The organism is Treponema lecithinolyticum ATCC 700332 (assembly GCA_000468055.1).
Taxonomy (GTDB): Bacteria; Spirochaetota; Spirochaetia; order Treponematales; family Treponemataceae; genus Treponema_C; species Treponema_C lecithinolyticum.
This window is the reverse complement of the sequence record KI260569.1, coordinates 33452-55105: the sequence shown is the minus strand read 5'-3', so window position 1 is coordinate 55105 and position 21654 is coordinate 33452. Positions and strand designations below refer to the sequence as shown.

Below are 21654 nucleotides of genomic sequence, written 5' to 3'. Positions count from 1 at the left end.
GGATACAGGTGAACGAAAATACGCTCAAACGTGCGCCGCTTAAATGGAAAATCGGCGCATATATTTTAATGTTTGTCTTTGCAATTTTAACTGTTTTTCCGCTGATATGGCTTTTGTATTCGTCATTCAAATTGAATGCGGAAATCGTTTTGCACCCGCTGGGCTTTCCCCGCTCTCCCACGTTTTATAACTATACCGAATCATGGGCAAAGGGGCATTTGGGAACGGCTTTGATAAACAGTTTTATTTATACGATAAGCGCGACGGTATCCACAATGCTTCTTGCAATGGCTGCAGCATTCGGTTTAACCAAATTTTCTTTTAAATCGGCTAAGTTTTTTACCTCGGCTTTTGCCTTAGGTTTAATGATCAGCGTCCATGCCGTTATTATTCCGTTGTTTCAGCTGGAAGCAAAATTGGGAATTACGAACACCCGCCTGGGAGTTATCATTCCCTATATCGCTTTTGACTTGCCGCTTTCGGTTATGATTGCCGTTTCCTATGTACGCGGTATTCCGAATGCGATTATCGAATCGGCGGAAATAGACGGCGCAAAATACCGCTACGTATTTTGGATGATGATTATGCCCCTGTCCGTTCCCGTTATCGCAACGATGGTTATCTTATCGTTTTTGCGCCACTGGAACGAATTCTTATTTGTATTTGTGTTTACGACAAAACTCGCTTTAAAAAGCCTTCCGGTTGCGATTACGCAGTTTGCCGGAAGGATGAATATAGATTACGGCTTGCAGTATGCTTCGCTGGTGGTAGGCGTGCTGCCGATGATTTTATTTTACATAGTGTTCCACGCCCAGCTTATACGCGGCTTCGGCGAAGGAGCGCTAAAAGAATAGGAGTTATATATGAAAAAAAGAGTTCTCGTGGGCGGCATGCACCACGAATCCGATACCTTTAATCCCATTACAACCGGTGTTGATGATATTTGGGTATTGCGCGCAAAAGAATTGCTTGAATCGAAGGGGCAAAGTTCGGTATGCGGGGCGATTGCAACGCTTAAAAGTGCCGGCTACGAAGTGTTTCCCGCCCTTATCGCGCGCGCAGTGCCGAACGGCGAGTGGGACAAAGACTATTATTTAAAGCTTAAGGGCGAGTTTTTGCAGGCAATAAAAGACGCGCTGCCTTTGGATGCGCTGTGTCTTTCGCTGCACGGTTCCATGCGTGTGCGGGGAATCGGAGAAGCCGAAGGCGACCTTTTGGAAGACATACGCAAAATATGCCCCGACATTCCCATCTTATCCTCGCTCGATATGCACGCAACCATATCCGACAGAATGCTCAAATACGTTGACGGCTATGTGGGCTATAAATGCGCGCCGCACACCGACACTTACGAAACCGGCGTTCACGCGGCGAATATGACGATTCAAACGCTTGAAAAAGGCGCAAAACCGGTTTTGGAAGCGGTAAAAATTCCCTTTTTAATTGCGGGCGAACAATCCGAAACGAGCGTGCAGCCGATGAAAAAACTGATTGCCGTGCTGCGCGAAGTTGAAAAAGAAAGGGGCATTATGGCTGCTTCTTATCTGCTCGGCTTTCCGTGGGCAGATACTGCGGACAACGGTGTTACGGCTATGGTTGTTGCCGACGGCGACAGAGAACTTGCGCGCAAAAAAGCGCAGGAGCTTGCCCAACTGTTTTGGGATACGAGAAGCGAGTTTTGCTTTTACAACGAAACGCGCGAATGCGCCGACGCTTTGGAACAAACGAAAGTTGCCGTCAAGGAAGGAACCTGTCCCGTTGTGCTTTCGGATTCGGGCGACAATCCGACGGCAGGATCTTCGCAAGACGTAACGAATTTTTTAAAGATGATTATCGCCGATCCGGTGCTGTCGTCGCTCGAACCGCCCCTGTGCTATCAAGCGTTTTACGACCCCAAACTTGTGGAAGCGGCCTTTAAAGCGGGCGAGGGCAATACGGTAAGCGGCACATTGGGCGCCGCCTTTGATAAAATAAAAAGTTCTCCGATCCCCGTCAACGCGAAGGTTAAAAAACTGTGCAAAGCATGGGCCGGCGCTCAAAACAGCGATATGGCGCTTTTGGACGTGCAGGGCGTCGATGTTGTCGTTACGAGCAAACACGTCGGCTGTTACGATCCCGAAATGATGCGGGCATTGGGCGTCGAACCCGAAAAACTGAAAGTTATCGTCGTCAAGCTCGGCTACCTTGAGCCTGAAATCCGTGCGATCGCAAAACGCTCCATGCTCGTTCTTACCGACGGCAGCACAAACGAAATATTTACGCGCTTGGAATACAAGGAACTTCCCCGCCCGATGTATCCGTTTGACAAAGACATGTGTTGGAGTCCGGGCAAAGCCTCACGTTAAGCGGTTTTATATCGAGTAATGTATAAAACCGTCCGTTCATTTATTTGAACAGGCAAAAAATCCTGCGCAAAAAAGCCGGTATGTAGGGAGCGTTTTCCTCTATGTACCGGTTTATCGTTTCTGCGGCCGTATCCTGCGTTACTCTGAATGAAGCTTCAATATTTGTGCCGATGGAAACGGGAGCGATTGAAGTTCCGCCTATCGCGAATTCCTTTCCGACGGCAAGACCGCCGGCCGCCAGCATGCCTACGGCACAGCCGCCGAATGCCAAAGCGCCTACGGAAAAACCGCCGAAACTGACTGAGCCTACGGCAATTCCGCCGAATGCGAACAAAAGGCCGAGCGACATACCGCCGAAGCTCAGCAAGCCTGCCGCAAAGCCTCCTATCGCTATGACGCCGAACGCGTTGTTTCCGATCGCGATGATGCCGCGTGCGCATTGATGACTTCGTCCCGTATGGATGTGTACGAGCGGAATTCCGGCTATTTTTATTTTGCTTATATATTCGTATTCGTTTTTTATGTATACGGTTGAGCCCGTTTTTACCTGAAAGGTTTTGCCTTCGCTTATAATATTGATCGACGCTTCGTTTCGGTTTATATCGCCGATTTTTTCTTTTGAATTTGAAGATTCCGAACGCAGCAAAGAATCGATCGTAATGCCGAATTTGTCGGCTATGGCTATAAGCTTCGGAATATCGGGCATATTGATTCCGGCTTCCCATTTACTGACCGCTTGGCGCGACACGTCGAGCTCTTCGGCAAATTGCTCTTGCGACAGTCCCCGCTGCTTGCGCTGCAAAATAAGATTTTCCGCAAAAATTTTCGCATAATTCATAAAACACCTCGTTCTCATATATAAGATGCGTAGAATTTTACACGGTTTTATCCGGCTGCGCTACCAACCGCAGCGCGCAATATGTCAACCTGCGGTTGCATCGGCTGCATCCAGCGTCAGCCGTATGCCGCTTACGGGAAGTTCCGGGCGTTCCAAGGGATTTCCGACGGTGGAAAGTTCAAGGACTGCGCACTGTATACCGGCACCGGAGTTTTCGCCGCGGTGCGCAGCCGGCTCCGGCAGCCGGTAGTTTGTGCTGATGACGCCCCTCGTTTTTCCTTTGCGCAGCGAAAAGTATAGCCGTTGGTTGTCGTCTTCAAAGCACAGTTTAACGTCTTCTTTAAGCGGAGAAACGCACGCCCAGCCCAAAATATAGGAACGGCGCTCGCCGTTTTCGGGCGGTGTTTCCAAGCGCCAGCGCTTACCGGTTACAATCGGGCGCAAATCGTAGTATTCTTCGCCCGTATAGCGGAACAGTTTTGTGCATGTATTCAGTATAAAGGAGCCGTCTTTTTCGGCCTTAATAAGGGGAAGGTGCCGTGCTTCATAGTCGGATTTGGAAGCGGTAAAATCGCGGACGGGAAGGGGAGCGTCTTTTAAAGAGCGACCTATTCCTTCAAGGACTTCTTTTTCAAACGGCACGATATTTCCTTCGTTGTCCGGTCCTATGTTCAATAAATAATTGCCGCCGTGCGATACGACGCGGCGCAAACTTTCCGTCAAATTGCGGATTTTTCCCTGTGCATCCGTTCTTTCCTGCCAGCTTTTATAGCCCCAGGTTTCCTTATAAATCGAAGCGGGGGTTTGCCACGGCACATTCAATTCGTATTCGTTCAAGGGCAGTTCGGGCATTTCGTTGTCAGCCATGGTTGCAAAGTCGCCTTTGTCGTTCCAAATCCTGCCGTTTATCATAATGTTTTTTTGCAAACCGTGTACCAAATCGTACATTTCCTGCGATTGTTGTCTCGTCGGGTGCCCCATGTCGAGCCACAGCTCGCAGATGTCGCCGTAATTCGTCATCAATTCGGTAAGCTGCGCTAAATTGTATGCGTGGTGTTTTTCCGGAATACGGTCGGAATTGTGACTGCTGATCGGGAGCGCCCACGGACAGTGCCAGTCGATGAGTGAAAAGTATACGCCGAAGGCGAGTCCGTTTTTTTTGCACGCGCCGGCAAGCTCTGCGACAATGTCGCGTTTGCATGCCGAGCGGACGCTGTTGTAATCGGTCGTTTTGGTATCGAACAGGCAAAATCCGTCGTGGTGCTTTGAGGTAATCACCAAATAACGCATGCCCGCTTTTTTTGCCGTTTCGGCTATGAGTTCCGCGTTAAAATGCGGAACACGGAATTCATGTACAAGCGCTTCGTAATCGGCTTGCGGAATATTGCCGTGCGAAAGTATTTGTTCGCAATATTCATTCACAACAGGTACATTATTCCATAACCCACCTTGTAAGGAATAGAGACCGAAGTGAATAAACATACCGAATTGCAATTTTTGCCAATTTGTTATTATTTTTTGTTTTCCCTGTGAAAATAAGCTTTCTTTCATTTATATTCTCCTGATTTTATAACTAACTATATCTTTTTAATGTTAGTATTGTATATCTGTTCATAATGAATGGCAAGAGGCAAAAAAAATAAAAAAATGACTTATTTTTCTAAAAAATACCTTTATTTTTCTGGTTTTTAAAAAAATGACTGTTTACAGAATATATATAATATAATATCGTTTTAACTATGAATAGTTTTTTTAGTGCATATACTTTTGATTATGTTAAATACAAATCACAGGAATATAATATTCCTATTGATGAAATCTTCATATTGTTGATTAATTTACTGGGTGTTGAAGCAGATGTTAGTTGTTCGCGTATAAGATTTAATATCTTGTTAAACTCAGGTATAAGAACTTTCCTTGCTGTTTGTGTAAATACTACAGATACTCCTTTTTCAATAAAATCAAATGAAGTAATGTTTGATGAAAGAGTTATAGGTAGAATTACTGATTTAGAAGAAGATACATGTACTAATTCTTATTTTAGAAAAAATAATACGGCTCTGACTTTAAATTCTAATTCTAGAAGTACTTGTGTTGGGTGTAATTTTTGTGGAACCTATAGTTTAATTCCTGATGATGTTTATAATCTAAATGGTTATTCTTCATTAAAAAGGCATTTAAAAGATTGTATTACTTCTATTAATCAAAATGATTTTTCTGGGATAGATTATGTTACAATTGTAACAGGTTGTTTTCCTAATGAAGAAGCAGTTGTGAGTCATTTGATGCAACTTCATAAAGCTTTAGAATCTTTGAATTTCTCAGGTACTATTGGATATTTAGGTTTCCAACTACAGTCCTATAACGCATTATCTTCATTAATGAAAATAATTCCAAGTTTTGATTATATATTTACTCTAGAATGTTTTGAACGTAGAGATCTTTTGCTCAGGAGTAATAAAAATGTTCCCATAGATAAAGTAAAAAATATTTTAAAAATGGCACACTCTCTTGGGGTAAATACTCGTTATACATATATTGCTGGATTAGATTCTTATCGGGTTGCTATAGAAAAAAATAAAGAAATGTTACCATTTGTTACTGATATACCTATTATTCAGATCTTTCAAAATTATATTAAAGAACATTCTGCATTAAGACATCATGATTCGTTAGACTTTGATTATTTTATGAAACTTCGTAAGAATTTAATGAAATACTTTCAAGAAAGAAACTTAGTTTTCAAAGCTTGGGAGAATTATCGTAGTTTATGGTATGCAGAGATATGAAGTATGATTGTTCTTGTCTAGATACATATTTGAATGCTGTCAATTATTTGAGTTTAGCACAGTTATATTTAAACGATAATATTTTTCTAACTCGAAAATTAGAAACTGGAGATTTAAAACAGACATCCGTCGGGCATTGGGGAACTGTACCTGGTATTAATTTTATTTATACACATATTAATTTTTTTTTGAAACAAAAAAAACAACATGCTTTATTGCTTTGTGGTCCTGGTCATGGAGCTGCCGCTATTTTAGCCAATTCTTTTGTTGATAGTTCTTTGAGCTATTATTATCCAGATATTTCTTATAGTCCTGATGGATTGTTTTTATTAGTTAAAAAATTTGGACAGACTCAAATTTCTCAAACAGAAGCAAATCCTTATATTCCTGCTATATTCCACCAAGGAGGGGAATTAGGTTATTCTCTTTCAGTTGCTTTTGGACTATCATTACAATTAATTTCACATTATATTTTTTGTATTGTAGGTGATGGAGAAGCTGAAACAGGAGCTATGGCAGCTTCGTTTAGGTTGCCTATGCTTTTGAGGCAACGAAATCACGGTAAACTAGTTACTATACTTCATCTTAATGGTAATAAAATGAAATCAGCTTCTTTATTATCATTAATGACCGATAAAGAGTTATGTGATTATTTTTCATCACAAGGTTTTACTGTATTTATCATTTCTGCTAATCATGTTGAAATGATAAATACAGTAGCTAAAATTGATAAAATGTTTATATCAAATGCAAAATTAAACTCAAATTTTTATCCAATTATTATTTTAAAATCACCAAAAGGTATGACTGGTCCTCAACAAATGAATGGACTTCCATTTGTAGGTTCCTTTTATTCACATAAACCGCCTAACTGTAATTATTATTTTAATGATAATATTTCTGTTTTAGAGAAGTGGTTTAGACATTATCAACCATCTAAAATATTTAAAAATAATTGGTTTTCTGATGATGTTTTGAAGATATTACCAGAAAAACAATTTAGGATAGGTTTTCAAAGAGATTTTTTATTACCAAGCGTTTGTAATAATATTTTTAAAAGTAGTGAAGTTATAGAGAATAATGTTTCAGCAATAACAAAAACTAGTAACCAACTTGATAATATTTTAGCATCGATAATATTACATAAAAATAATTTCTTTATATTTTCTCCTGATGAAGCAGAATCTAATGGCTTAATTGAAACATGTCTTGTTTCAAAGAAAATTTGTGGTTCAAAAAAATTGCATTATGATGTAAAACCTGGACAAATCATTGAAATATTAAGTGAAAATGTTTGTCAAGGTCTTTTACAAGGACTTTTAATTGGTGGTGGCATGGGGATATTTGTTTCTTATGAAGCCTTTCTGCCCATTATATCTTCTATGATCATTCAATATATGAAGTACTTGTTGCAAATGAATTATTCTGTATTTAAATTTGATATTGCTCCGATGATTATTGTATCTACAAGTTTAGGTTGGAGGAATACTTTTTCACATCAGCAACCAAGTTTTTATACTGATTTTATTCAAAAAGGATTTAATTTTGTACATATTTTTTTCCCAGCAGATAGTAATGTTTTGAATGTAGTCTTTGAAAAAATTCTAGAGAAAAAGAATACTGTAAATATAATATCTATTTCAAAAACTAATATACGGACAGTTTTCAGCTTATCCGCTGCAAAAAAACTCAAAACATGTGGGTACTTAATGAAAGAATATTGGCGACATCAAAAAATAGATGAAGAAGCTGATATTATATTATGTAGTGTAGGAGATATAAATACTACTGAGTGCCAATTTGCTATAGATATCGTAACAAAATATAAAAGTTATAAAATAAAACTTGTTTCACTGATAGATTTATTTAGATTTGATAAGAAAAATGAATCTTGCTGTAGCAATGATGAATTTGTATCGATTTTTACGACATCAAAAACTGTAATTTTTAGTTATATTGGGTATCCTTGTGATATTAAAACATTAATGCTTGATTACCCTAACCCAGAACGTTTTGTGTTTTTAGGTTACTCTAATAGTTATTTAACAACTAATCAGTATTTGTTAATGTTAAAAAGTCAAATTAGTCGTTATAGTATTGCGAAGAGAATTTGGGATCAATTAGACCCAGATAATAAATATAATCATGTATTATCAAAAAAATTGTCTATATATGATATGCAGGAATGTCAGGATATGACTGAAGAAGATTATCTTAACTTGAGTCCTTATGTATAAGTTTATGAATGATCTAAAAGTGATTTTTTTTGATGTAGGAAATACTCTGATAAAAGTTGATAATAAAAATAATTTGACATCTAAGTTGCAAAATGTAGTTCGAGATAAAACACCTTTTTTTCAAGAAAATGTAAACAAATATTTTCGCACAGTAAATAAACCATATTATTTTACTCTTAAGTATTTCTTAAAAGAGTATTCAATGACTATAACTCCTGAAATATATAATTATGTTTTTACAGAAGCTATAATTCCTGATTTATATAAAGATGTCAAACCTATCTTTGAGTTTCTTAAGAAGAGTGCGATTGCAATTGGTATTATTTCAAATTGTTCTGAATTTGAATCTCATGGACTTGATAGTCTTGGATTAAATTTTTATATAAAATATAAAATATATTCTTTTGAAGTCGGCTATGCTAAACCAGATTTAGAGATTTTTAATATCGCAAAAAAACTAACGGGGTATGAAGGAAATAATTTATTGTATGTTGGTGATCACTATGAAATGGATTTTCTTGGAGCACTTTCTGCGGGTTGGAATGCATTATATCTAAATCGTCAAGGGCTTTTTTCTCCGCAAAATAAATCTATTGATACCCTAGAGCGAATAAAGGAGTTTTTTTTATGTTGACATTAAAACCGCTAGAAAAAGAACCTTTTTTTCCTGCAACAAGTTGTTATACTGCTTCTATTTTTTACGCATATAATTCTATTTGTACACAAAATTCAATAAATGATTTTTTGTTTTTCATTGGAAATTCTATTCCTTCTTATAGAGAATTAAATACAGAGTTTTTTATTTCAAATGGAATTACTCCTTACGCATATTCCCCTCTCTTTTTTTCTTATAAAGATGATTATGGTAATATGATACATGATTATAGGCATAATAAAGAGATTTACCTATATCGTATCAGTAAGTATTTCAAAACATGGTTTAATATTGATGTAATTGTGAATGACTATTATATTCATAGTTCAAAATTGCTTAACTTTATTAAACAAAATATTAGACAAAAAAAATTTGTGATTATAAATTTAAATGAATTTTATAATAAATGTTCACCTCTTTATAACTCGCCGAAATTAAAGGAAGGAGTTGCGCATTGCCTTTTGATTATTAACCAAAATGATTATGGCGTTGAAGTAATTGATTCCAGATGTTTTCTTAATAGTTATTTTGTACCCAATGAAATTTTAATTGAAAGCTATGAAAAAAATGTAAAATCTTTTAATAAACTAGTATTAATTTCATCTAAAGATTTCCAAAATAAAATTGTATATCAAGAATTTTTACCGATTGTCTTTGCAAATCTTAGAAAAGAATCGTTTGTAGAGAAAATTATAATACATATAAAAGAGATTCAAAATAATAAACCTCAATATTTGCCATATGTTTTAGAAGGAATTGTTAATTCGATTAATCGTTTTATGCTTTTACCTGATTTATCTATTAGCCATATCGTAATGAGAGTAATGGAACATGCAAAGATAAAAAACGAAATTATTGAGGAAACTATCCTTTTGAAAGATGCGCAATTCCTTCGAGGAAAAAAACTGACTAGCTTGTTATTAAATAGGCTAAGCAGTAATAAAACAAAAATTACAAATAGTGAATTAAAACAGTTTTATACAGAATTATCTGAAATTGCAGTATCAAATAATAAGATTGCAAAAACTTTGTTGGAAAATGAAAATTATTTATATAAGGTTGCCCAGTCATGATATGTAATAAAATTTTTAGTATAATAAGAATTGAACTAAAAAATACGTTGTATTACAGAGCTGATGCTTTTATGAATTTTTTTTCATCTTTGTTGTATTTATTTGTCAGTGTTATGATTTGGCGTTCTTTATATTCTGAAAATATACTAATGCAAAAAACAATGATAACTTACCTTATACTTGTATCTGTTGCGTCCATTTTTGTAAATGATAATCTACAAAGTGTTTTTGCATACAAAATACGTTCCGGATCTATCAGTGCAGATTTTTTATTACCCATTTCATTCAAAAAATATATGCTGTGTGTATCCATAGGAAAAGGGGTGGGACATTTTTTTTTATCAACAATTCCCACCGTTATTGTTGCGCTCCTTTTGTGGGGTATTGTGAAACCTATAGATCTGCAAGGAGGCTGCCTGTATATTATTGCCCAGATATTCGGTTTTTGCCTTGCTTTGGAAATGAATTTCTTACTTGCACAAGTTATGTTATATACGAAAAATCGAGATGTTACTGCTTTTGCTTTTTGGACATTGACAGCTATTTTTGGCGGTCGCTATATGCCGTATTGGCTATACCCGCGTGTTTTACTCGTCATAACGAAGTGCTTACCGTTTCATTTATTTTATTCTGTTCCTATTTCCATATATTTGGGAAAGTTAAATCCGATGGAAACTTATCTTCATATTATGTATCAAATATTTTGGTTCATACTATTGATATGGTTTAATAAATTAATATATATCAAAACGTCTTTGACGGTTACCATTCAAGGAGGTTAGGGTGTATGTATCTTTAGCAAAATGTATTACCCAAAATACAATACGTATACAGTTGGAATATAAATCATCTTTTTGGCTTAAGAGTTTTTTTCTCATTATGGGATACCTTGCTGATGCTATCATGCTTGTTGTGTTATTTACCCGTTTTAATGGAATTGCCGGTTGGCGCACATATGAAATTGCTTTTTTATATGGGTTCAGTACATTAAGTTATACGGTTACTGCATCTGTTTTTGCTTTTTGTGCTCAATTTTCCGAAGAGATGATATACGGCGGATACGACCAAGTATTGTTATTGCCGGTAAATCCGTTTATTTTTTATGTATTAAAAGGTATAAATCTTACATATCTTTCAAGAATAATATTATCGGTTTTGATAATAATTATTGCGTTTTATACGGCAGCTCTGCAATGCAGTTTTCGTTTATGCTTATATATAATTTTATCAATTTTAGGTTCTATTCTTATACAATCCGCTTTTTTTATTGCATTTGCCATACCCAATTTTTTTATTGTAAAGTCTGACAATTTTAGAAGTGTGTATATGGGATTACGTTTTTTTTGCAATTATCCGTTGAATATATACGGCGGATTTATACGGAAATTCTTTACTTATGTTATACCTCTCGGTTTTATTAATTATTATCCGGCTATTCATATTTTTTCAAAATCCGAAAATATGCCTTTGATACTGGAATATCTTACCTTGCCTGTCGGTATAGTTTTATGTATTCTAAGTATTGTTCTTTGGCACATGGCATCAAAACACTATCAGAGTACAGGAGGGTGATATGGCTTTTATCCGAGCTACAAATCTGACTAAAATATATAAAAGAAAAAAGTATCACAAAAGTTTTTTTGAAGCGGTAAAATCCGTGTTTACATTGGATGCCTCTTCGGACATTATTGCGCTGAATGATATTTCTTTTTCGATCGAAAAAGGAGAAAAAGTTGCATATTTGGGAGTAAACGGATCGGGGAAATCTACAACAATAAAAATATTGTCGGGAATTTTATTCCCAACGACAGGAGAAGTTATTATCGACGGGATTGTTCCGTATAAAAAGAGAATTATACATACGGCAAAAATAGGTACGGTATTCGGTCAACGTTCTCCATTATATTGGGATTTGCCGGTAATGGATACACTATATATGTTAAAAAGTGTATATGAACTTTCAGATGAGCAATTTAATAAATCATTAAAACGTTTGTCTCAGATAGCAGATATGGAAAATGTTTTGCGTATTCCCGTGAGACAGTTAAGTTTGGGGCAACGTATGACAGCGACACTTGTATGTTCACTGATTCATAATCCAAAACTTCTTTTTTTGGATGAACCTACAATAGGTTTGGATGTGTTTGCAAAAGAAAATATGCGTATAATAATCAATCGTTTACATGATGAATTCAATACCACAGTGTTTTTATCTTCACATGATTTGGACGATATTGAAAAAATTTGTAATAGGGTAATAGTTATTCATGCCGGACAGATTATATATGATGGAGCAATCTCCCGTTTAAAACAATTATTCTCAAAAACAAAAAAACTCTATGTTACATTGCAGGATTACAAAATAAAATTTGAAAATTTTGATGTACCCTATCGTCAAAGTGCAGAAATGTATGAATTTGATGTTAAAGATTATGAAGAAGCTTACGCTCTCTTGGAAAAAATACGTCATGGAGGTGCTGTCATAGAAAAATTCAATGTACAGGAGACAGAATTTGCCGATATTGTAAAACAATTATTAAAGACATAGTTTCAGTTGTTATTAAGATAATAAATTAAAAAAACGCCCTCTTTTTATAAAAATGCCCCCTGTTTTTATATTCATATCCCGTATTTTAAAATATCGACGCTTTCAAAATTGAATATTGAATGCAATACTATGTGTATGTTAAATAAAAAATTAAAGCGGGATTTACAAGCACATTGGCAGTTTTACCTTATCGTAGCTCCGCCGATATTGTATTTTGTTTTGTTTAAATACGTGCCGATGTACGGTATTTTGCTTGCGTTTAAAAAGTACCGCGTATCCAAAGGTATTTGGGGCAGCCCCTGGGTCGGATTAAATCAGTTTATCAAGTTTTTCAGCAATCCGTCTGCACTGCAAATTATGTGGAATACGTTCAGCTTAAGCATGTATGCTTTGTTTGCATCCATTCCGCTTGCCGTTATTTTAGCCCTTGCTCTAAATGAAACGCAAAACAAGCTGTGGCGAAAATCGGTACAGATGGTAACCTATGCTCCTTATTTTATATCGACCGTTGTTATGGTTTCGATTTTAATGCAGTTTACCGATCCTGCCCTAGGAGTGTTTAATGCAATCCGCGCGTTCTTCGGGCAGCAGTCCATTAACTTTATGGGAGAAGCAAAACTGTTCCGCCATATTTACGTGTGGTCGGCGTTATGGCAAAATACCGGTTACAATGCCATCATTTACCTTGCGGCTTTAACCGCAATTAACCCCGAATTGTACGAAGCTGCCCGTGTAGACGGCGTAAACAAATTACAAAAAATATGGTACGTGGATTTACCGAGCATAAAAAACACCATCATCATTATGTTTATTTTGAACATGGGCTTTGTTATGAGCTTGGGTTTTGAAAAAGCATTTTTAATGCAAAATCCGCTCAATTTGGAAACGGCGGAAATTATGTCTACCTATGTGTATAAAATGGGTTTGGTAAACAACGATTTCAGTTATTCAACGGCTATCGGAGTTGTCAATTCGCTTATCAACGTATGTCTTATTTTACTGTTCAACCGTTTGGCAAAGTCAAAACATATTGGAGGCGGATTATGGTAAAATTCAGTTTGCCAACGGCATACCATGCGGTAAAAATAAAAGAAATCCGTGCCGACCGTATTTTTAATTTTATAAACAATGTATTTTTGCTTTTTTGTTTTGCCGTAGTTTTATACCCCTTACTTTACATTGTTGCTTGCTCTTTCAGTTCTCCTCAAGCCGTTATTGCACATGAAGTATGGCTTTTTCCCGTGCGCTTCGATACGGTCAGCTATAAAGCAGTATTTGCAAACAAAGACATTGCTTTAGGCTATATGAATTCGATTATCTACGTAGCGATGGGAACGACTATAAGCGTGTCGCTTTCGCTTTTGCTTGCATATCCGCTGTCGCGGAAAGAATTTACGGGAAGAAAATTCGTTACTCAATTTATTATGGTAACCATGCTGTTTTCCGGCGGACTTATTCCCCTGTATTTTGTAGTAAAAAATATGGGCTTGTATAATACGCGCTGGGCAATCGTTGTGCCGAATGCGGTAAATGTATGGAACGTTATTATTGCCCGTACTTTTTTGCAGGAAACGATTACCAATGAATTGTACGATGCAGCTCAAATAGACGGTTGTTCGGATTTGCGCTTTTTCTTTTCGGTGGTAATTCCTTTGTCGGGGGCAATCATTGCCGTGCTTGCTTTGTTTTATGCAGTTGTACTGTGGAACAGCTATTTTGATGCGTTGGTATTTTTGCAGGATAAAAAGCTGTATCCTTTGCAAATTATTTTACGTAATATTTTAATTATAAACAAAACCGACCCGAGTATGATGTCTGATGTGGAAGCCGCTTCGCGCGCACAAGGATTGGCTGAAACGATAAAGTATGCTTTAATTGTGGTAGCGAGCGTTCCGCTTTTGGTTTTGTATCCCTTTGTACAAAAATACTTTGTAAAAGGCGTTATGATAGGCTCGGTAAAGGGCTAGTGTGCATACTCCCGCGCTTACAGTGCGGTGTAATAAAAGATTTTTACGGAGGAAATTATGAAAAAATTGATGCAGCTTTTGTTTTTGTCGGCTTTGTCCGTCTGCTTGTTTGCAGCCGGCGGCAAAGACATGGGAAATGCGGCAGGCGTAAAGTATACGTCTAAGGGAACGTACCCTATCGTATCCGAACCGATAACGGTAAACATTATGGTAGCTCAACCGCCCTGCGTGGAAAACTACAATACAAACGAGTTTTCCAAATTTATGGAAGCAAAAACGGGCGTAAAAGTAAACTGGATAATGGTTCCCGAACAAGCGGCTAAAGAAAAATTGGCTTTAACTTTAGCAAGCGGCGATTATCCGGACGCTTTTTTAGGCTTTGCATTAAGTTTTGAACAGGAAACCACCTACGGTGCTGAAGAAAAACTGCTTATGCCGCTCAATAAATATTACAAAGACGGCACGCTGCCCAATTTAACCAAAGCGTTGGAAGACTTTTCCGGTGCAATGGGCTTTATGACTATTACGGACGGCAATATTTATTCTTTGCCTCGGCTGGAAGTGTGCTACCACTGCACCAATGCCGCAAAGATGTTCGTATATAAACCCTTCCTCGATAAGCTTGGCTTAAAAGTACCTCAAACAACCGAAGAATTTTACAACACACTTGTTGCCATCCGTGATAAAGATCCGAACGGAAACGGTAAAAAAGACGAAATACCTCTTGCCGGTTCGATTATCGGTTGGAACGACCAAGTTGAACGCTTTCTTATTAACTCTTTTATTTACTGCGATTTGGACACAAATACAAACGCTTCATACGAAGCCAATGTCGGTTATATGTTAAACGGCAAAAAAATCGACACTGCTGTAAATAAAGCCGCTTACCGCGAAGCGCTTAAATACATAAACCGCTTGTATAAAGAAGGGCTTATTTACAACGGTTCTTTTACGCAAGATTCCAGTCAGCTTACTCAATTGGTTGAAAGCGCCGCACAGCCGGTTGTCGGTTTTGCCGCCGGCGGTTGGAGAGGTCAGTTTTCTTCTTTAAGCGGCGAGCGCTTTTTACACTTCCAAGCCATTGCTCCTTTAAAAGGTCCGCAAGGTGTGCGCGAAGCGGTAAACTTTTTATCGGAACCGCAAACCGGTATTTTAGTGCTGTCTGCAAAAACTCCCTATGCTGAAGCTATTTTGCGCTATTTCGACTATATGTACAGCACCGAAGGTACGCTTAAACAAAAATACGGTAACGAAGGAGACGCATGGGCATGGGCTTCCGCTTCCGACGTCGGTCTTGACGGCAAAAAGGCTTTATGGAAACAGCTTAAACCGTGGAATGATAAAGACCCGCAAAACGTTACCTTTATACAAGGTTATACCATTGCCGAAACTTCCGCTTTCCGTTTGGGACAAGCTGCCGATGTAACCGGCGATTACTATGCGCCGAAAAACTTGGAAAAAGTGCTGTACGACGAAACGCATAATTTATACAAACCCTATGCGAATGTAAAAAAAGAAGTGCCGTCGTTAAAATACACCGGTGAAGAAATAGAAAAATTTTCGACGATTAAGCAAGAGTTGGCAAACTATATCCGCCAAAGCGCCGTTAAGTTTATGGTAGGTACGCTTGACGTAAACAGCGACAAAGATTGGGACACCTATCTTAAAAACCTTGACAAATTGCAGTTGAATGCCGTTCTTGCAAATATGCAAAAAGCGTATGACCGTCAGTACAAATAACGGGATGTAAAATTACGGTTAACAAAAAGTAAAAAAAAAGGCTACCCGGAAACTTCGGTTTTTGGGTAGCCTCTTTGATTTTAAACTTGCCGTTTTAAAACTTACCTGTTCGTTCCGGTGGCTTTTTTTGTAAGTTTATGCTATAATTACTTTTATGCTGTACGGGTATATAAAAAAAAGATCCCGATTTTTACTGTTTTGTGCTCTCTTGTGTGTATGTTTTGTTTCTGTGTGCATTGCAGAATACTTGATATTTTATCGCAAAATTTCGGATACAAAAAACGAATATAAAACGGCGGCTTTAAAAACAGCTGATACGCTTGATTTTACCGTACATGAAATTCAGCGTTTATCTCAATTGCTTTTAATAAACAGCGATTTATTGCGCTTTGTGGTACAGTCAAGCGTCGGTACCGGTTCTTCCGACATACAAACGCTTATAGACGCCCAGCGCCATTTGTCTTATGTAAAATCAATTCATCCTGCAGTAGAAGATGTGTATGTGTATGCAAAAAACAGCGATTATTTATTGACTGCAGGAAATGCTTTTTTCGACATAGACCGTATGTATAATTCGCTTTTTGCTTTTGAAGGATTAAACAGCGGGCAGTGGAGAACACGCTATTTGCGTCCCGTGCATGCAAACGAATGGTTAAACGAAACGGTTGTGTCCGTAAACGGCAGAAAATGCGCTGCCGCGGTTTTTGCACAAACTTTTCCTTTACAAAACGCTTCGGCAAACATAGGAAAGTTAATAGTGCTTTTGAAAAAAACATATTTGCAATCTCTTATAGACCCGCTTTTTTCCGATTTTGCCGCAGGAGGATGGGCGGCAGTTTTTAACGATAACGCAAACGATTTATGTACTTGCGCGTTAGTACCGCTTGATCGTTCCGTTTTTGAAACATGCCGCCGCGCACTTAAGGGGGAAACTTTAAGCGGACAAAACGCGGTGGGCTTTGTGTGTCGCAAAAAAATAAATAAGCGTATGTATACGGTTTTTATCTATCCGCTTACCGTTTCCGGCGCTTATTTTGCCGCAGGGATTCCCGGTTTTTCTTTTTTAAAGGGATTGCAGGATGTGCGTTTTATTGTTTTTGCTTTAGTGCCGCTTTTGCTTTTTGCATGCGCGCTGTGTATACTTAAATTTTTATTTTATACCGTTTTTAATTCGGCAGCGGCACAAAACATAAACTTTTCCGGCAAAACAAAGGCTTTAAGTTCTATAGCCTTTGAACGCAAGCAAAACGTAAACGGTAATGACGCGTGCAATTTGCTTGAAAACACTGCAAATATTGGAGAAGCAGCCGGTACCTCCGCCGCATTTTATACATCCTCAAGAGATTATGCTGCCGCCGTTACCGGTGCTGAAAAAACGGCAACCTCTGTTGCCGCCGCTGTTGCTGATACTAAGGAAACGGCATACTTTGTTGGTGCCGCTGAAAAAACGGCGAACTCTGCCGAAAAAAAGTCAGCCGAAAACGTTTACGATACCGAAACAGATACAGCTATGGCAAAACGGGTAAGTGCATATATTCAAAAAAATTATTCCAATCAGCTTTTAAATATTTCGCAAATGGCTCAAGATTTCGGCACAAAAGAAAGCTTTTTATATCACTTTTTTAAAAGCCGCATGAATAAAAGCTTTGCCTGCTATTTGGAAGACTTTCGTTTGGAAAATGCACGTTCCGTTTTTCAAACCGATATGAAAGCATGCGTTAACGTACTTGCCGGTCAATGCGGTTATGCAAATCCGCAAACTTTCCGTCGCGCGTTCAAAAAAAAGTACGGACTTACTCCTTCCGAATTTAAACAGCAAGTGTTTGCCACATCAAACGAACTGTGATATACTCGCTTTTTGAGGTTATTTATGTCGCTTAAAAACATGAGAAATATCGGTATTATGGCGCACATCGATGCGGGAAAAACGACGACGACCGAACGGATTTTGTATTATACGGGAAAAATTCACCGCATAGGCGAAATAGACGACGGTGCGGCGACGATGGATTGGATGACGCAAGAACAAGAGCGCGGCATTACGATTCAAAGTGCGGCGACAACTACGTATTGGCGCGATTGCCAAATAAATATTATAGACACTCCCGGTCACGTAGACTTTACGGCTGAAGTGGAGCGCTCTCTTCGCGTGCTCGACGGTGCGGTAGCGGTTATATGCGCAGTAGGCGGCGTGCAGCCGCAAACGGAAACGGTGTGGCGTCAAGCCGACGAATATCGTGTTCCGCGTCTGTGCTTTGTAAATAAAATGGACAGAAGCGGCGCCGATTTTTTTGCGGCAATGGAAGATGTAAAGCAAAAGTTCGGTGCACAGCCGCTTGTTTTGCAATTACCCATCGGTTCGGAAAGCGGTTTTGAAGGGGTAATCGATTTATTGCGTATGAAAGAATACCGCTTTGATCCTGCCGACGAGGGCGAAACTATTATCGAAAGCGACATAGAGCCGAGCCGGCTTGAAGAAGCGAAAAAATGGCGAGAAAAAATTATAGATGAAACCGCTTCGTACAGCGATGAAATAGCCGAATTATTTTTATCCGGCGCCGAAATCAGCGAAGCAAAATTAAAGGAAGAAATCAGACGCGGAACGATTGCCCGCGATTTTGTTCCTTTTTTGTGCGGTTCGGCGCGCAAAAATTGCGCCGTTCAACCGCTTATAGATGCAATCGTAGATTATTTGCCTGCGCCCGATGAAGTTCCCGAAGTTTCGGGCTTTCATTTAAAAAAACAGGAAACGGTACCGCTGCCATGTACGGAAAACGGCGCTTTAAGCGCACTGGTATTTAAAATACAATATGACCGTGAAGCCGGCAGTTTGTGTTATGTGCGCGTGTATTCCGGAAAAATAAAAACGGGCGAGCAAGTGTACAATGTCGGCAAAAAAAAGCGTGAACGGGTTAACCGTATTTTGCGCATGCATTCCAATAAAAGCGATCCGCTTGACAGCGTCAGTGCAGGCGATATTGCCGTGTGTATCGGTTTAAAGTTTGCTCAAACCGGCGATACGCTCGGAAACGAAGCTTTTCCTATTGTGCTTGAAAACCTGCACTTTCCCGAACCTGTTATTTCGGTTGCTGTCGAGCCGGAAACTTTATCCGACCGCGATAAGCTAAAAGAAACGCTTGAAATTTTATCTAAAGAAGACCCCACTTTTACTTTCCGCGAAGATTCGGAAACCGGTCAATTACTTATTTCAGGTATGGGCGAATTGCATTTGGAAGTGCTGGTTACCCGTATGAAAGACGATTTTAAAGTCGCCGCACGGGTAGGAAAACCGCAAGTAACTTATCGTGAATCGGTGGGAACGAGTGCCGAACATACCGAACAGTACGACAAAGTACTCGGCGGTAAAGAAAATACGGCAGGCATCAGCTTGCGCGTAGAGCCGGCTTTAGGCGACGGACAAAACGCTGAAAACGGCAACAGCTATGTGTGTACCGTTAAAAAGGGCAGTGTGCCCGACGAGATTTTTGAAGCTGTAGAAAACGGTATACGCAATTCTTTTGCAGCCGGTATACGCTATGGTTATCCTTGTGCGGGTGTTTCGGTAACCGTAAGCGGTTTTGACTACAGTGAACTTACTTCCACACCTTTTGCTTTTGAAGCATGTGCAGCTTTAGCTTTTGAAAATGCATGCGAAAAAGCCGACCCTCAAATTCTTGAGCCGGTTATGAACGTCGATATCGTATGTCCGAAAGATTTTGTCGGAGAAGCGATGAGTTTAGTTACTCAACGCGGTGGGCTTATCAACAGTTTGGAATCGAAACTGTCCGGCGAACTTGTACATGCGCAAGCTCCTATGGCAAAAATGTTCGGTTTTTCAACGGCGCTTCGTTCGGTTACGCAGGGGAGAGCTTCATTTAGTATGGAATTTTGTCGCTTCCAAGTAAAGGCAGGCGGATTAAATGCGTGATACGCGTAAAGCTTGAATTGCGTTAAACTGCAGGATGCCGGGTGTAAGGGGCAGGGCGCAAAAAAAATCCCGCATACGGCATAACCGATACGGGATTGTGCGGAGGACCAGACTTGAACTGGCACAGCTCGCGCCACTAGCACCTCAAGCTAGCGTGTCTACCAATTCCACCACCCCCGCAATATGTTGCATTGCAATTGTTGTTTTGCGGCGCAACGAAAAATAGTATAACAAAAACGGGAAGCACTGTCAATCCCGACTGGAATAGCGTATGAATATGACTGTACCGTCTTTTTTTCTTTTTACCGTATATGCTTGCGTAAACGTATGGCTGCCGCTGTTTTTGCGCAATATGGGCTATTCGGTAACCGATATAGGTTTATTGCTTTCCATTTTTGAGATTTTCGGCGTTACACTTCCGTTTTTTACCGGAAACATTCCCGTTAAAAACGGGCGATACGGTCTGTTTTTATGTATCAGCGCCGCAATTTTAGCGCTTGTTCCTTTTGCTTTATTTTCGGTCCATATTTTTACGGTTACCGCTTTGTGCTTGGGAATATATGCGGCAAGCGTCAGAGGGGCTGTTCCCGTTTCCGATTCTTATATCAGTTTACAGTTAGGCGGCAATCGTGAAGTATATGGGCGTATTCGTGCGGTAGGTTCTTTAGGCTTTGTTGTTGCCAATTTGATTATGCAGCGCTTTATTCACATAGAAACGATTGACAGCGCTCAAACAATCGCTTGGATGAGCGTTCCCGCTCTTTTGTTTATGCTTTCGCTGCTTGTTTCTCCGGGAGTTATGAAGCCTGCACACGGAGCATACGGCAATGCAAATGCAAGCGAAAACCGGGAGCCGAAAATTCAAAAAGAAAAAGAGGGTAAGCGCACGGCTTTTTTATTATCGGCTTTTTCGCCGTATTATTGGCTCGTTTTAGCGGTTATATTTTTTACTTTGCTCGGACAAGTTCCCGTAAATAACTTTTTTTCGCTGTACGTGCGCGAATATCTTCACAGCGATTCGGCAGCACTGTTGTGGGTAATTTCCGCATCCAGCGAAATACCTTTTATGTTTTTTTCGAACCGCTTTATCCGCCGCTACGGCAGCGTTCCTTTAATACTGGTATGCGCTGCAGTGGCTTCACTGCGCAATATACTATACATTCTTTTTCCTACTGTTGCCGGTGCCGCAGCGGCTCAAACGCTTAACAGTTTTACCTTCGGTTTGTTTCATCCTGCAGCCGTTATGTTTGCGGCAGAACACGCAAATAAAAAAGAACACGGCGTTTTGGCTCAAGTGCTGTATTCGGTCGGCGTTGCAGGTCTTGCAAAAGTGCTGGGTAATGCGCTCGGCGGTATTACAGTCGATAAATTCGGCTATCAAGTGCTGTTTGCTTCCTATGCCGTTTTTCCGCTTGTAGGTTTGCTGTTGTTCCGCCTTTTGTACAAAAAATGCCGAAGCGCTCGGTAATACTTGTAAGTACTCCGGTACCGTACCGTGGTGTGAAACCGGACGTTTTGCGTTATGCCGCACTAT

17 protein-coding genes and 1 tRNA gene are annotated in these 21654 nt (G+C 39.1%); 15 read left to right on the top strand and 3 right to left on the bottom strand.

Going from position 1 to position 21654, the window contains the following annotated elements; all coding sequences use genetic code 11:
• The first annotated feature begins 8 nt into the window (after positions 1-8).
• Positions 9-854 (top strand): carbohydrate ABC transporter permease, encoded by an 846-nt coding sequence (locus HMPREF9193_RS08415; protein WP_021687691.1) that lies wholly within the window; start codon positions 9-11, stop codon positions 852-854.
• Positions 855-863: 9 nt separating this feature from the next.
• Positions 864-2345, top strand: a complete 1482-nt coding sequence (locus HMPREF9193_RS08410; RefSeq protein WP_021687690.1) for a M81 family metallopeptidase — start codon at positions 864-866, stop codon at positions 2343-2345.
• A 40-nt stretch (positions 2346-2385) separates the two neighbouring features.
• On the opposite strand, the gene HMPREF9193_RS08405 is transcribed toward HMPREF9193_RS08410, so the two are convergent.
• Positions 2386-3183: a helix-turn-helix domain-containing protein gene (locus tag HMPREF9193_RS08405; protein WP_021687689.1), complete on the bottom strand. Its 798-nt coding sequence runs from the start codon at positions 3181-3183 to the stop codon at positions 2386-2388.
• Positions 3184-3267: 84 nt separating this feature from the next.
• A complete protein-coding gene (locus tag HMPREF9193_RS08400; RefSeq protein ID WP_021687688.1) occupies positions 3268-4734 on the bottom strand; it encodes an alpha-L-fucosidase in 1467 nt (488 codons plus the stop codon).
• Positions 4735-4922: 188 nt separating this feature from the next.
• Between HMPREF9193_RS08400 and HMPREF9193_RS08395 the strand changes: the two genes are divergently transcribed.
• From HMPREF9193_RS08395 to fusA, 12 genes are all read left to right on the top strand, one after another.
• The gene (locus HMPREF9193_RS08395; protein WP_021687687.1) at positions 4923-5972 is read left to right on the top strand and encodes a hypothetical protein; all 1050 of its coding nucleotides are present in this window, start codon (positions 4923-4925) and stop codon (positions 5970-5972) included.
• Complete coding sequence (locus tag HMPREF9193_RS08390) at positions 5969-8209, top strand: phosphoketolase family protein (protein WP_021687686.1); 2241 nt, start codon at positions 5969-5971, stop codon at positions 8207-8209. The genes HMPREF9193_RS08395 and HMPREF9193_RS08390 overlap by 4 nt, the downstream gene beginning before the upstream one ends.
• 4 nt (positions 8210-8213) lie before the next feature.
• On the top strand, positions 8214-8843 hold the full coding sequence (locus tag HMPREF9193_RS08385) for an HAD family hydrolase (protein WP_169720462.1): 630 nt from the start codon (positions 8214-8216) through the stop codon (positions 8841-8843).
• The gene (locus tag HMPREF9193_RS08380; protein WP_021687684.1) at positions 8837-9937 is read left to right on the top strand and encodes a hypothetical protein; all 1101 of its coding nucleotides are present in this window, start codon (positions 8837-8839) and stop codon (positions 9935-9937) included. The genes HMPREF9193_RS08385 and HMPREF9193_RS08380 overlap by 7 nt, the downstream gene beginning before the upstream one ends.
• A gap of 149 nt (positions 9938-10086) precedes the next feature.
• Entirely contained in the window at positions 10087-10719 is a 633-nt protein-coding gene (locus HMPREF9193_RS08375; protein WP_156882488.1) for a hypothetical protein, read from the top strand.
• Between the two features lies 1 nt (position 10720).
• A complete protein-coding gene (locus HMPREF9193_RS08370) occupies positions 10721-11509 on the top strand; it encodes an ABC transporter permease (RefSeq protein WP_040848035.1) in 789 nt (262 codons plus the stop codon).
• Position 11510: 1 nt separating this feature from the next.
• On the top strand, positions 11511-12485 hold the full coding sequence (locus HMPREF9193_RS08365) for an ABC transporter ATP-binding protein (protein WP_021687681.1): 975 nt from the start codon (positions 11511-11513) through the stop codon (positions 12483-12485).
• 135 nt (positions 12486-12620) lie between these two features.
• Complete coding sequence (locus HMPREF9193_RS08360) at positions 12621-13535, top strand: ABC transporter permease (protein WP_021687680.1); 915 nt, start codon at positions 12621-12623, stop codon at positions 13533-13535.
• Complete coding sequence (locus tag HMPREF9193_RS08355) at positions 13529-14452, top strand: carbohydrate ABC transporter permease (protein WP_021687679.1); 924 nt, start codon at positions 13529-13531, stop codon at positions 14450-14452. The genes HMPREF9193_RS08360 and HMPREF9193_RS08355 overlap by 7 nt, the downstream gene beginning before the upstream one ends.
• A gap of 57 nt (positions 14453-14509) precedes the next feature.
• Positions 14510-16192, top strand: a complete 1683-nt coding sequence (locus tag HMPREF9193_RS08350) for an ABC transporter substrate-binding protein (RefSeq protein ID WP_021687678.1) — start codon at positions 14510-14512, stop codon at positions 16190-16192.
• A gap of 154 nt (positions 16193-16346) precedes the next feature.
• Positions 16347-18038 (top strand): helix-turn-helix domain-containing protein, encoded by a 1692-nt coding sequence (locus HMPREF9193_RS10900; RefSeq protein WP_051306050.1) that lies wholly within the window; start codon positions 16347-16349, stop codon positions 18036-18038.
• Positions 18039-18062: 24 nt separating this feature from the next.
• On the top strand, positions 18063-20120 hold the full coding sequence (gene fusA / locus HMPREF9193_RS08340; protein WP_021687676.1) for an elongation factor G: 2058 nt from the start codon (positions 18063-18065) through the stop codon (positions 20118-20120).
• A gap of 98 nt (positions 20121-20218) precedes the next feature.
• Here fusA and HMPREF9193_RS08335 read toward each other — a convergent pair.
• A tRNA-Leu gene (locus HMPREF9193_RS08335) sits at positions 20219-20300 on the bottom strand.
• Positions 20301-20391: 91 nt separating this feature from the next.
• Between HMPREF9193_RS08335 and HMPREF9193_RS08330 the strand changes: the two genes are divergently transcribed.
• Positions 20392-21588, top strand: a complete 1197-nt coding sequence (locus tag HMPREF9193_RS08330; protein ID WP_021687675.1) for an MFS transporter — start codon at positions 20392-20394, stop codon at positions 21586-21588.
• The last annotated feature ends 66 nt before the right edge of the window (positions 21589-21654 follow it).

Excerpts from the sequence above, each read along its gene's own strand:
- HMPREF9193_RS08375 (WP_156882488.1), top strand. The coding sequence starts at position 10,087 with ATGCAAAAAACAATGATAACTTACCTTATACTTGTATCTGTTGCGTCC.
- HMPREF9193_RS08385 (WP_169720462.1), top strand. The coding sequence starts at position 8,214 with ATGAATGATCTAAAAGTGATTTTTTTTGATGTAGGAAATACTCTGATA.
- HMPREF9193_RS10900 (WP_051306050.1), top strand. The coding sequence starts at position 16,347 with ATGCTGTACGGGTATATAAAAAAAAGATCCCGATTTTTACTGTTTTGT.
- HMPREF9193_RS08355 (WP_021687679.1), top strand. The coding sequence starts at position 13,529 with ATGGTAAAATTCAGTTTGCCAACGGCATACCATGCGGTAAAAATAAAA.
- HMPREF9193_RS08350 (WP_021687678.1), top strand. The coding sequence starts at position 14,510 with ATGAAAAAATTGATGCAGCTTTTGTTTTTGTCGGCTTTGTCCGTCTGC.
- HMPREF9193_RS08395 (WP_021687687.1), top strand. The coding sequence starts at position 4,923 with ATGAATAGTTTTTTTAGTGCATATACTTTTGATTATGTTAAATACAAA.
- HMPREF9193_RS08405 (WP_021687689.1), bottom strand. The coding sequence starts at position 3,183 with ATGAATTATGCGAAAATTTTTGCGGAAAATCTTATTTTGCAGCGCAAG.
- HMPREF9193_RS08360 (WP_021687680.1), top strand. The coding sequence starts at position 12,621 with ATGTTAAATAAAAAATTAAAGCGGGATTTACAAGCACATTGGCAGTTT.
- HMPREF9193_RS08400 (WP_021687688.1), bottom strand. The coding sequence starts at position 4,734 with ATGAAAGAAAGCTTATTTTCACAGGGAAAACAAAAAATAATAACAAAT.
- HMPREF9193_RS08410 (WP_021687690.1), top strand. The coding sequence starts at position 864 with ATGAAAAAAAGAGTTCTCGTGGGCGGCATGCACCACGAATCCGATACC.
- fusA (WP_021687676.1), top strand. The coding sequence starts at position 18,063 with ATGTCGCTTAAAAACATGAGAAATATCGGTATTATGGCGCACATCGAT.
- HMPREF9193_RS08330 (WP_021687675.1), top strand. The coding sequence starts at position 20,392 with ATGAATATGACTGTACCGTCTTTTTTTCTTTTTACCGTATATGCTTGC.
- HMPREF9193_RS08380 (WP_021687684.1), top strand. The coding sequence starts at position 8,837 with ATGTTGACATTAAAACCGCTAGAAAAAGAACCTTTTTTTCCTGCAACA.
- HMPREF9193_RS08390 (WP_021687686.1), top strand. The coding sequence starts at position 5,969 with ATGAAGTATGATTGTTCTTGTCTAGATACATATTTGAATGCTGTCAAT.
- HMPREF9193_RS08365 (WP_021687681.1), top strand. The coding sequence starts at position 11,511 with ATGGCTTTTATCCGAGCTACAAATCTGACTAAAATATATAAAAGAAAA.